Source organism: Flavonifractor sp. DFI.6.63, assembly GCF_024462255.1.
In the GTDB taxonomy this organism is placed as follows: Bacteria; Bacillota; Clostridia; order Oscillospirales; family Oscillospiraceae; genus Lawsonibacter_A; species Lawsonibacter_A hominis.
The window spans coordinates 88,267-102,331 of the sequence record NZ_JANGBE010000010.1; the positions used below are offsets into that span (position 1 = coordinate 88,267).

Sequence of the window (14,065 nt, forward strand, 5' to 3'; positions counted from 1 at the left end):
TCCGGGTTCCTTGGGGACCCCGGCGCTTTGATCCGGCGGGCGGAGTGAATCCGCCCGCCGGCAAGGGTTTGCCCCCAGGGCGCCCCCTTGGTGTGGAGGCCTACAGGCGGGCCTCCAGCTCGGCGCGGCGCGCTTCGTATCCCGGCTTGCCCAGCAGGGCGTACATATTGTTCTTGTAGGCCTCCACGCCTGGCTGGTCGAAGGGGTTGACGCCCAGCAGGTAGCCGGACAGGCCGCATGCATACTCGAAGAAATAGATCAGCGCGCCCACGCTGCGGGCGTCCCGGCCGGGCACGGTCAGCGCCAGGTTGGGCACGCCGCCGTCCACGTGGGCCAGGGTCACGCCCCGCATGGCCTGCCGGCTGACAAACTCCAGGTCCTTGCCGGAGAGGAAATTGAGCCCGTCCACATTCTCCGGGTCGTGGGGAATGGCGATACGCCCGCGGCTGCGTGCAAAACGCACCACCGTCTCAAACAGGAGCCGCTCGCCCTGCTGGATGTATTGTCCCATGGAGTGCAGATCGGCGGTAAATTCCACGCTGGCCGGGAAGAGGCCCTTGTGCTCCTTGCCCTCGCTCTCGCCGTAGAGCTGCTTCCACCACTCGGCAAAAAAGCGGAACGAGGGCTCATACCCCGCCAGCACCTCCACCCGCTTGCCCGCCTGGTACAGGGCGTGGCGGGCCGCGGCGTACTGCCAGGCGGGGTTGTCCGCGCCTGGGACGGCGAGGGCCTCCATCGCGCTGCAGGCGCCGTCCATCAGCGCGGCAAGGTCAATGCCCGCGCAGGCGATGGGCAGCAGTCCCACGGCGGTGAGGACGGAATAGCGGCCGCCCACCGCGTCGGGCACCACGAATTCCTCGTAGCCCTCCGTGTCCGCCAGGCCCTTGAGGGCCCCCCTGCGGGCGTCGGTGGTGGCATAGATACGGCGCCGCGCCTCTTCCTTGCCGTATTTTTGCTCCAGAAGGGCTTTTAAAATACGAAACGCTACGGCGGGTTCCGTGGTCGTGCCCGATTTGGAGATGACGTTGAGCGAAAAATCCCGGTCCTTGACCAGGTCGATGATCTCCAGCAGGCCGTCGGTGGACAGCCCGTTGCCGGCAAAGTAGAGGTCGGGGCCGCCGGTGGAGCGGATGAGGTTGTAATTGGGGGAGTGGAGCAGCTCCACCACAGCGCGTGCGCCCAGATAGGAGCCGCCGATACCGATGACCACCAGCGCCTGGGAATCGGCGCGGATCTTGGCCGCGGCAGCCTGGATGCGGTCAAATTCCGTCCTGTCATAATCCCGGGGCAGGTGGACCCAGCCGGTAAAAGACCCGCCGGGACCGTTGCCCTGTTCCAGCATGGTCCGCGCCTTCGCCAGGGCGTCCAGGCGGCTGTCCAGCCAGTCCTGGGGCAGGAAGGGGCTTGCGTTGGAGGTATTGATCTGGATCGTCATAGGGATCACTCCTTCAAGAAAGGATCGCCTGTCTGGCGTACGCCCTTATCATACACCGCCGCAGGCGTATTTTCCAGAGGAAAAAGGGATTCTTGCTCCTCCGGCGGCACGGGCGAGACCTCCACGGTATTGTCGTTGAGGGTGGTAGCCCTTCCCAGGTCGGACAGGCGGGCGTGGGTCAGGGCGTTGACGGTATTCTCCCCGGGGTAGACGCCCTCCGCCACCACCGCACCCGGGACTACGGGCCGGTCCAGCGCCACGATGCAGGCCATCCGGCCCAGTTCGTTGCGGCAGACCGCCCGGTCGCCGTGGGCCAGTCCCCGCCGGGCGGCGTCGGCGGCGTTCATCCGCAGCCGCGCGGGACCTTGCCGCTCCCGCAGGGTGCGGCACTCATGAAAGGACGAGTTGAGGGTGTGCACCGCCGGAGCGCACACCAGGCGCAGAGGCTCCGGCCCGCCGTGAGGCGGATACCAGGTGATGGGGGCCGGGTCGGCCAGGTGGATCTTCCGGTCCTTTGTCTCCACCGGCAGGGGAAAGGGGGCGGCGCAGATCACTGGCTCCCCCGCCAGCACCTTCGCCTTCTCCTCCGGGGTAAGCGCCCCGCTCCCCTCCACCAGCGCCCGGCACAGCGCGCCTGCGGAGCGGGAAAACAGTTCTTCCTCCAGCCCCATGGCCCGGGCCAGCCGGCAGAAGACCTCCCAGTTGCTCTTGACCTGCCCCGGCGGAGCGGCGACGGGCTTGACGTACTGGATGCCCCGGTACCCGTAGGGGGTGTAGAGGTCCTCGGTCTCCACCATATAGGGGGCTGGCAGGATCAGATCGGCGTAGCGGGCGGTCTCGGTGAGACACCGCTCGTGGACCACGGTGAACAGATCCTCCCGGGCCAGCCCCCGCAGCACGGCGTTCTGGTCGGAGGTGACGGCCGCCGGGTTTGCATGGTAGACGTACAGGCTCATCACCGGCTTGTCCAGTCCCTCTCCCGCCAAAGCGGGGCCCAGCAGGTTGATATTGATGCTCCGCAGCGTCCCGGGAGCCAGGTCGGGCCGCTTGACCAGGGTCTTATCCACCAGGCTGGGAGCGGAGCACACTCCGTAGGTGCCGCCGCCCCGTTTGGACCAGGCCCCCACTGCCGCAGGCAGGGCGGCGATGGCCCGGGTGGCCTCCCCGCCGTTGCCCGCGCGGGAGAAGCCGCTGCCCAGCACAATGGCGGGCGCCTCCGCCCGGCCATAGGCCCGCGCCAGCGCCCGCACCGTCTCCGGGGCAAGGCCGGTGAGGGGCTGCGTCTTCTCCGGCGTCCAGCGCTCCAGTGTGGCGCGCAACTCTGGCCAGCCGGTGGTATGCCCGGCCAGGTAGGCCTCGTCGGTCCGTCCCTCCTGCGCCAGCACCTGGAGCAGCGAGAGCGCCAGCGCGCCGTCGCTGCCCGGGCGCAGCAGCAGCCGCTCGTCCGCCAGGGCGGCGGAGGGGGTCTCGTACACATCCAGCAGAACGACCCGCGCGCCCTTGGCCTTGGCCTGACGCACATAGGGGATCAGATGCATCCGGGTGGCAGGCAGGTTGGCGCTCCACAGCAGGATCAGGTCGCTGTGGACCAGATCCCATGGGGCCAGATCGCAGGAATCCCCCATAACGGCGCTCCACCCTGCGGACTTTCCGGAGCTGCACAGCGTGCGCTCCAGCCGGGAGGCCCCCAGGGCATGGAAGAATCCCTCCCCGCCGCTGCGCTGCACCGCCCCCATGGTCCCGGCGTAGGAGTAGGGCAGGATCGCTTCGGCCCCGTAGCGCCCGATGATCTCCCGCCAGCGTTCGGTGATCTCCGCCACGGCCTCGTCCCAGCAGACCGGAGCGAAGCGGCCCTCCCCCTTGGCCCCGGTACGGCGCAGGGGCGTGAGGATGCGCTCCGGGCTGTGGATGGCCTGGGGCAGGCGCGCCATTTTGGCGCAGATCCGGGCGTTGGTATAGGGATTTGCCGGGTCGCCGGAGAGGGCTTGGACGCGCCCGTCCTCCACCTCCGCCAGCAGGGAACAGCCGTCGGGGCAGTCATAGGGACACGCGGTTCGAAATGTGGGCATAGCCGAAGCTCCTTTCAAAACGGGGCCGGGGCCTTCGTCCCGGGCCTGCCTGCCGCCGGCGTCAAACATGCCAAAGGGCCGCCGAACCGGCGGCCCTTTGGGCGTTCCTGTTTCAGTCCCTGCCTGCGGGCCGGGCCGCGGCCATTCCCAGCCGGTTTTACAGACTCGGGCCAAGTCGATCGCCCTTGCGCAAAGCGCGGGCCCGCCTGCGGCGGGGGCCCCGGCGGCGGTCAGTTCTTCAAGCTCTGCATCGGCGCCGGGATACGGCCGCCGCGGGCCACGAAGGCGTCGCTGCCAAAGGGGTGCACCGGCATGACCGGGGCGGAGCCCAGCAGCCCGCCGAACTCCACGGTATCCCCCACCACCTTGCCGGGGGCGGGAATGATGCGCACGGCGGTGGTCTTGGAGTTGACCATGCCAATGGCGGCCTCGTCCGCGATGATGGCGGAGATGGTGGCGGCGGAGGTATCGCCGGGGACCGCGATCATGTCCAACCCCACGGAGCAGACGCAGGTCATGGCCTCCAGCTTGTCCAAATGCAGCGCGCCGGAAGCTGCGGCGGCGATCATGCCCTCATCCTCGCTGACGGGGATAAACGCGCCGGACAGGCCGCCCACATGGGAAGACGCCATGACGCCGCCCTTTTTCACCGCGTCGTTGAGCAGCGCCAGCGCGGCGGTGGTGCCGTGGGTGCCGCACACGGCAAGGCCCATCTCCTCCAGAATGCGGGCCACGGAATCCCCGATGGCCGGCGTGGGCGCCAGCGACAGATCCACGATGCCGAAGGGCACGCCCAGACGGCGGCTGGCCTCCTGGGCCACCAGCTGCCCCATACGGGTCACCCGGAAGGCGGTCTTCTTGATGGTCTCGGCCACCACGTCAAAGGACGCGCCCTTCACGGACTGGAGCGCGTGGTACACCACGCCGGGACCGGACACGCCCACGTTGATGACGCACTCCGGCTCGCCCACGCCGTGGAACGCGCCCGCCATGAAGGGGTTGTCCTCCACCGCGTTGCAGAACACCACCAGCTTGGCGCAGCCGAAACCGCCCCGATCGGCGGTGCGTTCGGCCGCCTGCTTGATGGTGCGGCCCATGGCGGCCACCGCGTCCATGTTGATGCCCGCACGGGTGGAGCCTACGTTCACGGAGGAACAGACGTAATCGGTGATGGCCAGCGCTTCGGGGATGGAGGCCACCAGCTTCCGGTCGGCGGGCGTGGCCCCCTTCTGTACCAGAGCGGAAAAGCCGCCGATAAAATTGATGCCGGTCGCCTTGGCCGCATCGTCCATGGCAACGGCAAAGGGCACATAGCTCTCACACTGGGAGGCGCCGGCGACCAGCGCCATGGGTGTGACCGAAATGCGCTTGTTGACGATGGGGATGCCGAACTCCCGCTCGATGGCCTCGCCGGTCGCCACCAGCCGGTCCGCCTGCCGGGTGATCTTCTCGTAGATCTTCCTGCAGGCGGACTTGGGGTCGGGATCGGCGCAGTCCAGCAGGGAAATGCCCATCGTAATGGTACGGATATCCAGATGCTGCTGGTCGATCATATGGATGGTCTCTAAAATCTCATTTGTATTGATCAAAATAAGTCCTCCCGGCAGATTCCGCTTCCTGATGCCGCGCGTGCTTCCGATCAGGCGGCTGCGCGCTTCTTTTTGTCACGCTGCGCCTGGCTCGCTGCCGGGGAGATAAGTGCATGCTCCGCGCGAAATCCGCTCCGGCCCGGGCTTCGCCCGGCCTATTTTCGCGTCTGCGCATTCCCTTATCTCCCCTGCTCGCGGCCTGCGCGCTTCTTTTCAGATCCGGTGCATGGCGTTGAAGATGTCCTCGCGCTGGGCGCGGATGTCCAGGTCCCGCTTCTCCCCCTCGGCAGCCAGCAGGGCGGCCAGCTCGGCAAAGGGCAAGGCGCTCTCGGATGCGTCCACCAGCATCACCATGGTGAAATAGTCTTGCAGGATGGTCTGGCTGATATCCAGAATATTCACGTTGCGTTCGGCCAGCAGGGAACACACCAGGGACATGATGCCCACCCGGTCCTTGCCCAGTACCGTTACGATCGCTCTCATGGTCGGTTCTCTCCTTTCGTTGCTATCGCTCTTTATTGCAGCTCGTCAAGGGTCAGACTGAATCCCGGCAGGAAGTGCTCCAGGAAGTAGTTCACTTCCGGCAGGGGGGAGTCCTCCAGCGCCTGCCGGGTCTGCTCCGCGGCAAGCTTGAACTCCAGGTTGCCCGCCTTGAGTTCCTCCAGGCACTTGAGGTAGGCGGAGAGCTTGTCCGCCGCCTTCACCACGGCCTGTACCTGCGTGCCGCACGCCTCCAGCAGCAGCGGCTCGTAGGCGCCCCGCAGCTCCTCCGGCAGCAGGGAGAGCAGCTTTCGTGCGGAAAATTCCTCCACCGCCTTATAGGCGTCCCGGATCTCCGGGTTATAATACTTCACCGGAGTCGGCAGGTCGCCGGTGAGGATCTCGGGCGCGTCGTGGAACAGGGCGGCGGCCGCCGCCAGGCCGGGATCGATCTCCCCGCCGAACACCTCCCGGCGGATGACCGCCAGGGCATGCGCCAGCACCGCCACCACGTGGGAGTGCTCCTGGATATTCTCCTGAAACGTGTTGCGCATCAGCCCCCAGCGATTGATATACCGCATGCGGGAGAGATAGGCAAAAAAATGGTAGTGTTCCGTCATAAAACGCCCCCCGGAAATCAAATGATACGGCCACAGGCGCGGCCCTTTTGCGCAAGGCGCCGCCGGGCGGGGGGGCGAGATGCGCCCAGGCCCCGGCGAAACAGCCGTTTCCCCGCTATTCTACCATAGAAGCGCCGGGCTTGTAAACCGTAAGCGGAACGAAACGGAAGGGGAGCCCCGCGCCGCTCCCGCCGCCAGGGCGCTCCTTACTGCCCCGCATCCACCCGGAACGCAGCCACGTCGGCCTGGAAGGCGCCGCGCTGTGCGTCGGTACCGTGGACTTCCACCTGTACCGGCTGGGACAGGTCCAGCGAAAACAGGCCCATGATGGACTTGGCGTTGATGACATACCGGCCGGAGAGCACATCCACCTCGCAGGGGCAGCGGCTGGCGGCGTCTACAAAGCGTTTTACATCGTCAATGGAGGACAGGGCAACAAAAAAACCGGACATGGTCGATCCCTCCTGAAATCATTCTGTACAAGGAGCCGGCGCTCCTTTATAATGGATACGCCCCCATTATAGCCGTCCGCGGGGGCAAATTACAACGGAAAAGCCGCCGGAAACGCGAAAATCTGTGATTTCCACAATCCAGGCCCCGGCGGGGAGGAAAAAACATGCGAGTTGCTATCTATACCCTGGGCTGCAAGGTCAACCAGTACGAGACCCAGGCGCTGGAGACCGAACTGGAGCGCCGGGGCCACACGCTGGTCCCCTTCACGGGGGAGGCCGACGCCTATATCATCAACACCTGCACCGTTACGGCGGTGAGCGATCAAAAATCCCGCCAGACCATCCGCCAGGCCCGCAAGCGCGCGCCCCGCGCGGTGGTGGCGGTGTGCGGCTGCTACGCTCAGACCGCGCCGGAGGCCGTCCGTGCGCTGGAGGTGGACCTGGTCATGGGCACCGGCGAGCGCATGGCCTTTCTGGACGCGCTGGAGGACCTGGCCCGGGCGCGGCAGGCACAGCCGCTGGTCCGGGTGGACGACGCCCTGCGCCGGCGGACCTATGAGCGCCTGAGCGCCGGTGGACTGGAGGGACGGACCCGGGCCATGCTCAAGGTGGAGGATGGCTGCGTCAATTTCTGCACCTACTGCATCATCCCCTACGCCCGCGGGCCCATCCGTTCCCTGCCGCTGGCGGACGCGGTCTGTGAAGCGAAACGCCTTGCCGGTGAGGGTTACCGGGAGCTGGTGCTCACCGGGATCGAGATCTCCTCCTGGGGCGCGGACTTCCGGGACGGCAGCGCGCTCATCGATCTGGTGGAGGCCCTCTGCGCCGCCGCCCCGGAATGCCGGGTGCGGCTGGGCAGCCTGGAGCCCCGTACCGTCACCGAGGAATTCTGCCGCAGGGCGGCCGCTCTGCCCAACCTGTGCCCCCACTTCCACCTTTCCCTCCAATCCGGATGCGACGCCACCCTGCGGCGGATGGGCCGGAAATACGATTGCGCGCGGTATTATGAAAGCGTAAAATTACTGTGGGACTTCTTTGACCGGCCCGGTATCACCACCGACCTGATCGTGGGGTTTCCCGGCGAGACGGAGGAGGAGTTTGCGCAGACCCTGGCCTTTCTCTCCAGGTGCGCCTTTTCCGCCATGCATATTTTCCCCTATTCCCGGCGCTCGGGCACCCCGGCGGCCTCCATGCCGGGGCAGTGTCCCAATGCCGTCAAGCAGGCGCGGGCCCGCCAAGCGGCCCAGCTGGCCGGGGAGATGCGCCGCGCCTGGCTGGAGCGCTGGGTCGGGCGGACCCTGTCCGTGCTCTTCGAGGAAGAAAAGGACGGCCTGTGGCGCGGACACGCCCCCAACTACACCGAGGTCCTTGCCCCCGGCAGCGGATTACACAATGTAATATGCGATGTGGAGATTACAGGCGTTCGGGAGGACGGGCTTCTGGGACGCCTGCGGTAAGCCCTTCGCCCCCCGGCGCGCAACGGGAGGTTCCCGAAAACGGTGATGCCGCTTTTTGAGAGGGCTGCGGTCCGCCGCGCGCACGCGCTTACGGACCGCAGCCCTCTTTTTCGATGCGCAGAAGACGAATGGCGCGGGACGCCGGGAGGCCTTTGCACAAGCAGGATCGGCCCGCTGCAATGCAGCGGGCCGATCGTTCGGGAGTCGATTTACTTGACCGGCTCACCGGCGGCTTTTTTGGCCTTGATCTCTTTCAGCGCGTCCTTGTAGGAGAGGTTCACGCGGCCCTTTTCGTCGATCTCGGTGACCTTGACCCAGATCATATCGCCGATGTTGACCACGTCCTCCACCTTTTCCACCCGGTGATCGGCCAGCTTGGAGATGTGGACCATACCGTCCTTGCCGGGGGCCAGCTCCACAAACGCGCCGAACTGGAGGATGCGCACCACCTTGCCGTAGTACAGCTGCCCCACCTCGGGCACGAAGACGATGGTCTCGATGGTCTTCTTGGCGGCGTCGCAGGAGGCCTTGTCCACACCGGCGATATAGATCGTGCCGTCGTCCTCGATGTCGATCTTGGCGCCGGTGTCGGCGCAGATCTTCTGGATGACCTTGCCGCCGGAGCCGATGACCTCGCGGATCTTGTCCACGTCGATCTTCATCTTGACCATCTTGGGCGCGGTCTCAGCCACATCGTCCCGGGGCTTTGCGATGCAGGGGAGCATGATCTCGTCCAGAATGGCATAGCGGGCGTCCTTGGTGATGTCCAAGGCTTCCTTGATGATCGCGTGGGACAGGCCGTCGTTTTTGATATCCATCTGAATGGCGGTGATGCCGGCCTTGGTGCCGGCCACCTTGAAGTCCATCTCGCCGTGGAAATCCTCCACGCCCTGGATGTCGATAAAGGTCGTAAAGCTGCCGTCATCGTCCTGAATGAGGCCGCAGGAGATGCCCGCCACCGGGGCGGAGATGGGCACACCGGCGTCCATCAGCGCCAGAGTGGAGCCGCAGATGGAGCCCTGGGAGGTGGAGCCGTTGGAGCTGAGGACCTCGGAGACCACGCGGATGGCGTAGGGGAAGTCCTCCTGGCTGGGGATGACCGGCTCCAGCGCGCGCTCCGCCAGGGCGCCGTGGCCCTTTTCGCGGCGGTTGACGCTGCGGGCGGCGCGGGCCTCGCCCACGGAGTAGGAGGGGAAGTTATAGTGATGCAGATAGCGCTTCTCTTCCTCTTCCCAGATGGTATCCAGCTTCTGGGCGGCAGAGAGGGTGTTCAGCGTACACACGGAGAGGACCTGGGTCTGCCCGCGGGTGAACAGGCCGGAGCCGTGGACGCGGGGCAGCACGCCCACCTGGGCGGAGAGGGGGCGGATCTCGTTCTTGGCGCGGCCATCCACACGGTGGCCCTCCAGCAGCCAGGCCTTGACGATCTTCTTCTGGAATTTGTAGGTGATCTCCTCGAGATACTTGTCCATCTCGGGATACTCCTCCAGGAAGAGCGCGTGCCAGTGGTCGATCAGCTTGTTCCAGCGCTCCTCGCGCACGTTCTTGTCGTCGGTGTCCATGGCGGCGCGGGCCTCGTCCATCGTGGCCTCCACGATCTTGTCGAACAGCTCCTGATCGAAGTCGGCATGGTCGTAGGTCATCTTCTCCTTGCCGATCTGGGCCACGAGGTCATTGATAAAGCCCACCTGCTGCTTAATGTCCTCATGGGCCTTGACGATGGCGTCGTACATGATCTCGTCGGGCAGCTCCTTGGCGCCGGCTTCGATCATAATGACCTTCTGTTCGGTGGCGGCCACAGTCAGGTCCAGCTGGGACTTGTGCTTCTGCTCCTGGGTGGGGTTCATGACGATCTGGCCGTCCACATAGCCCACCTCCAGGCAGCCGATGGGGCCGGCCCAGGGGATGTTGGAGTAGGCCAGGCAGGCGGACACGCCGATCATGGCGGTCACCTCGGGGGAGCAGTCCCGGTCCAGGCTCATGACGGTGGCGGTGACCACCACGTCGTTGCGGAAGTCATAGGGGAACAGGGGCCGGATGGACCGGTCGATGACGCGGCTGGCCAGAACGGCGGGCAGAGAGGGCTGCCCCTCACGGCGCAGGAAGGAGCCGGGGATACGGCCCACGGCGTACAGCTTCTCCTCAAAATCCACGCTCAGCGGGAAGAAGTCGATGCCGTCCCGGGGACGGGCGGAGCAGGTCACGGCCACCAGCACGGTGGTCTCGCCATAGGTGACCATGGCGGAAGCGCTGGCCAGCTCGGCCACCTTGCCCACGTCGATGGTCAGGGGGCGGCCCGCCACCTCGCTCTTGAAGATCTTGTGATTGGTGAATTCCTTGTGTTTGATGATGGTTGACATGTGCGTCCTCCTTATCGAATCGTATGTCCGCACATCAGAGCCGCCCGGCTCTTTTTAGCACTTGAAGGCATGTCCAACCTCTTTGGGCACAGCTTCAACTGCTAAAAAAGCGTGTGGGCTCTGGTGCGCGTCCTCTGTAAACGGTACATGGGAAGAAGGGGCGGCGCGTTCGCGCCGCCCCTATTTCATTTCTTACTTACGGATGCCCAGCTTTGCAATGATGGCGCGGTAACGCTCCACGTCCTTCTTGGCCAGATAATCCAGCATCTTGCGGCGCTTGCCGACCATTTTCAGCAGGCCCCGGCGGCTGTGGTTGTCGTGCTTATGGATCTTCAGATGCTCCGTCAGCTCCTGGATGCGGGCGGTCAGAATGGCGATCTGGACCTCCGGAGAGCCGGTGTCGGTCGGATGGGTGCGGTTGGCCTCGATGACGGCCGTCTTTTCGTCCTTACGGATCATTGCGTGTTTCCACCTTTCATAAAATAAGATCTGCCCGCGGACTGCGTGACCGGCCGGTGAAAGCCAGGAGACGAGGTCCGGGGTAACGCCTGCTTGTTTACAGGCTATAGTAGTTTATCATATTCTTCCCAGCTTGTAAAGCACCAATTCACCGGAATTCCATTTCCCCCGGCGGCAGCCGCCGCCTTCCAGAGCGTTGCATGCTTTTTTTAAAAAAAATCTTCAGAACCCCATTGACAATCATGCGATTATATCGTACAATCAAGTCACCAAGAGGAAGAAGGGGTGAACGCGATGCAAAAGACGCTGCCGGGAACCACCATCGCGGTGGAACGGATCCGACCGGAGGAAGCCGAGACGCAGCTCGCCTCCCTCTTTTTGGCCGGGGGGCTGGTGCTCTCCCAGGTATCCAGCCTGACGGGACTGGAGCCTTACGTGATCCAGAACTGGGTCCGCCGGGGCTTTGTCGCCCCGCCGGAGCGCAAGCGGTATACCCGCCGCCAGTTTTCCCGCATCGTCATCATCAACATGCTGAAGGATTCCATGCAGCTGGAGAAGATCTGCGCCCTGCTGTCCTACGTCAACGGCGATCTGGACGACGAGTCGGACGATCTGATCGACGACAGCCAGCTTTACCGATATATCGTGCGCCTGGCGGCCCTGACGGAGGAGCATCCTCCCACGGGGCCGGACGAGGCCGCCCGCTGGTGCCAGACGGCGGTATCCGATTTCAGCGAACCCGTTCCGGGCGCCCGGGACCGGGTGGTGCGCTGCCTCCACGTGATCCTGACGGCCTACCTGGCCGCCCGGCTCAAGCGGGAGGCCGAGGCGCTTCTGGCTGAACTGGCTTAGCGCGGACAGGTACAGCGGCCTGCCGCGGGAAGGACCGGCCGCTGTGAACATAGATCGAACCCCAGAACACGAAAGGAGGAAGCTTTATGGCAGCCTGGTGGCAATCCCTGACGCCGCTGGAGCATATCCTGCTCTACCTTGCCGTACCCGCCACCCTGATCCTCATCATCCAGACGGTGCTGCTCTTTGTAGGCGGCGTGTTCGACAGCGACGGCGCCGCCGGAGACGGCGGGCTGGACGCGGACACGGACGCCGACGTGGACATGGACGCCGCGTTTGAAGCGGACCCGGACGGCTGCGGAGATCCCGACGCGCACCTGTCCCCGGACGCCGACCTGGACGAAGACGGAGCGGGGCACGGCCTTCAAGGCCTGCACATCCTCACCGTGCGGGGCGTGGTGGCCTTCCTGGCGCTCTTCGGCTGGGGCGGGCTCTGGTTGAACCAGATCGGATTGCCCCCCCTGCTGGCCCTGTTCCTGGCGGTGCCCATCGGCATCGCGGGCATGGTGGGCATCGCCCTGATCCTGCGGGAAGCCATGCGTTTGCAGTATGACGGCACCCTGGACGTGCGCCTGGCCGTGGGGCTGCCCGGCACGGTGTACCTGACCATCCCCGCCTGCCGCGCTGCGCCCGGCAAGGTGAACATCACCGTGCAGGAGCAACTGCGGGAACTGGAAGCCTTCACCGACAGCGACACCCCCATCCCCACCGGCAGTCCGGTCCGCGTCACGGGTCTGCTGGAGGGAGGCGCTCTTTTGGTCGAGCGCAGCGAAACGGAAGCATCCACGCAAGACAACCATTATTAAGGAGGTCAAACATGCCTGACGGAATCTTTGGGATCATCCTCACCTGCGTCATCGTCGTCATCGTCTTTTCCCTGCTACTCTTTCTGCTCAAACGCTACAAGAAATGCCCCTCCGACAAGGTCATGGTCATCTACGGCAAGGTGGGCAGCAACAAGGACGGCTCCACCAAGTCCGCCAAGTGCATCCACGGCGGCGCGGCCTTTATCTGGCCGGTGATCCAGGCCTATGAGTTTCTGGACCTGACGCCCCTGTCCATCTCCGTGGACCTGGAAAACGCGCTTTCCCGCCAGAACATCCGCATCAACGTCCCCAGCCGCTTCACCGTGGGCATCTCCACGGAGCCCGGAGTCATGCAGAACGCCGCCGAGCGTCTGCTGGGTCTGCGCCTGCAGGAGATCCAGGAGCTGGCCAAGGACATCATCTTCGGCCAGCTGCGCCTGGTCATCGCCACCATGGACATCGAGGAGATCAACACCGACCGGGATAAGTTCCTGGAGGCCGTCTCCCGCAACGTGGAGGGCGAGCTGAAGAAGATCGGCCTGCGCCTGATCAACGTCAACGTCACCGACATCTCCGACGAGTCCGGCTACATTGACGCCCTGGGCAAGGAGGCCGCCGCCAAGGCCATCAACGACGCCAAGAAGAACGTGGCCGAGAAGGACCGCGACGGTTCCATCGGCGAGGCCCAGGCCCGCCGCGACCAGCGCATCCAGGTCGCCCAGGCCGACGCCACCGCCATCCAGGGCGAGAACACCTCCAAGGTGGAGGTAGCCATGTCCAACGCCCAGCGCCGGGAGAAGGAGGCCGAGGCCACCCGCATCGCCACCGCCGCCGAGAAGATCGCCGCCGCCCAGGCGCTGGAAGAGGCCTACGCCGCCGAGCAGAAGGCCGAGGCCGCCCGTGCCGCCCGCGAGAAGGCCACCCAAGAGGCCGACATCATCGTCAAGACCGAGATTGACAAGCGCCGCAAGGAGCTGGAGGCCGAGGCCGAAGCCGAGCAGATCCGCCGGCGTGCAAAGGGCGAGGCGGACGCCATCCTGGCCAAAATGCAGGCCGAGGCCGAAGGCGCCCAGGCCGTCCTGGTCAAGCAGGCCGAGGGCCTGCGGGAGGTCGTCTCCGCCGCCGGAGGCGACGCGGAGAACGCCGTGCGCCTGATGCTGGCCGACAAGATGGAGGAGCTCATGCGCATCCAGGTGGACGCGGTGAAGAACGTGAAGATCGACAAGGTCACCGTCTGGGATTCCGGCGAGGGCAGGGACGGCAAAACCGCCACAGCGGGTTTTGTCTCAGGGCTGATGAAGTCCATCCCGCCGATGAACGAGATGTTCCAGATGGCGGGCATGGAGCTGCCCTCCTTCCTGGGGAAGGAGAAGGCGCCCCAGCCTCCCGCCGCCCCGGAAGCGCCCGCGCCGGATCCCGGAGACGCCCCGGCGCCCACAGAATAACCCGCCCGTCCGAAAACGCCCCGCGCGCCGCAAAAGCGGCG

The 14,065-nt window shown here is 65.4% G+C and carries 12 protein-coding genes; 4 read left to right on the forward strand and 8 right to left on the reverse strand.

Going from position 1 to position 14,065, the window contains the following annotated elements:
* Window positions 1–100 precede the first annotated feature (100 nt).
* The 6 genes from NE547_RS07590 to NE547_RS07615 form a co-directional block, all read right to left on the reverse strand.
* Window positions 101–1,441, reverse strand: a complete 1,341-nt coding sequence (locus NE547_RS07590; protein ID WP_369807635.1) for a glucose-6-phosphate isomerase — start codon at window positions 1,439–1,441, stop codon at window positions 101–103.
* On the reverse strand, window positions 1,441–3,504 hold the full coding sequence (locus tag NE547_RS07595) for a molybdopterin-dependent oxidoreductase (RefSeq protein ID WP_256175214.1): 2,064 nt from the start codon (window positions 3,502–3,504) through the stop codon (window positions 1,441–1,443). The genes NE547_RS07590 and NE547_RS07595 overlap by 1 nt, the downstream gene beginning before the upstream one ends.
* Before the next feature lie 230 nt (window positions 3,505–3,734).
* Window positions 3,735–5,093, reverse strand: coding sequence for a PFL family protein (locus NE547_RS07600; protein WP_186908790.1), 1,359 nt, complete (start codon window positions 5,091–5,093; stop codon window positions 3,735–3,737).
* Between the two features lie 213 nt (window positions 5,094–5,306).
* Window positions 5,307–5,576 carry an ACT domain-containing protein gene (locus tag NE547_RS07605; protein WP_186908789.1) on the reverse strand — a complete coding sequence of 90 codons (270 nt, stop codon included), beginning with the start codon at window positions 5,574–5,576 and terminating at the stop codon, window positions 5,307–5,309.
* 32 nt (window positions 5,577–5,608) lie between these two features.
* Window positions 5,609–6,193, reverse strand: a complete 585-nt coding sequence (yfbR, locus tag NE547_RS07610) for a 5'-deoxynucleotidase (protein WP_186908788.1) — start codon at window positions 6,191–6,193, stop codon at window positions 5,609–5,611.
* 206 nt (window positions 6,194–6,399) lie between these two features.
* Window positions 6,400–6,645, reverse strand: coding sequence for an HPr family phosphocarrier protein (locus NE547_RS07615; RefSeq protein WP_256175215.1), 246 nt, complete (start codon window positions 6,643–6,645; stop codon window positions 6,400–6,402).
* A 164-nt stretch (window positions 6,646–6,809) separates the two neighbouring features.
* On the opposite strand from NE547_RS07615, the gene mtaB reads away from it, so the two are divergent.
* Window positions 6,810–8,102 carry a tRNA (N(6)-L-threonylcarbamoyladenosine(37)-C(2))-methylthiotransferase MtaB gene (gene mtaB, locus NE547_RS07620; RefSeq protein ID WP_256175216.1) on the forward strand — a complete coding sequence of 431 codons (1,293 nt, stop codon included), beginning with the start codon at window positions 6,810–6,812 and terminating at the stop codon, window positions 8,100–8,102.
* A gap of 209 nt (window positions 8,103–8,311) precedes the next feature.
* Here the strand turns inward: mtaB and NE547_RS07625 are convergent, their stop codons facing one another.
* Together NE547_RS07625 and rpsO are read right to left on the reverse strand one after the other, a co-directional pair.
* On the reverse strand, window positions 8,312–10,462 hold the full coding sequence (locus NE547_RS07625) for a polyribonucleotide nucleotidyltransferase (RefSeq protein ID WP_256175217.1): 2,151 nt from the start codon (window positions 10,460–10,462) through the stop codon (window positions 8,312–8,314).
* A gap of 192 nt (window positions 10,463–10,654) precedes the next feature.
* Window positions 10,655–10,921: a 30S ribosomal protein S15 gene (gene rpsO / locus NE547_RS07630; protein ID WP_186908784.1), complete on the reverse strand. Its 267-nt coding sequence runs from the start codon at window positions 10,919–10,921 to the stop codon at window positions 10,655–10,657.
* A 294-nt stretch (window positions 10,922–11,215) separates the two neighbouring features.
* Between rpsO and NE547_RS07635 the strand changes: the two genes are divergently transcribed.
* From NE547_RS07635 to NE547_RS07645, 3 genes are all read left to right on the forward strand, one after another.
* Window positions 11,216–11,773 (forward strand): DUF1836 domain-containing protein, encoded by a 558-nt coding sequence (locus NE547_RS07635; protein ID WP_186908799.1) that lies wholly within the window; start codon window positions 11,216–11,218, stop codon window positions 11,771–11,773.
* Window positions 11,774–11,859: 86 nt separating this feature from the next.
* Window positions 11,860–12,579, forward strand: a complete 720-nt coding sequence (locus tag NE547_RS07640) for a hypothetical protein (RefSeq protein ID WP_256175218.1) — start codon at window positions 11,860–11,862, stop codon at window positions 12,577–12,579.
* A gap of 11 nt (window positions 12,580–12,590) precedes the next feature.
* Window positions 12,591–14,024 (forward strand): flotillin family protein, encoded by a 1,434-nt coding sequence (locus tag NE547_RS07645; protein ID WP_186908782.1) that lies wholly within the window; start codon window positions 12,591–12,593, stop codon window positions 14,022–14,024.
* Window positions 14,025–14,065 lie beyond the last annotated feature (41 nt).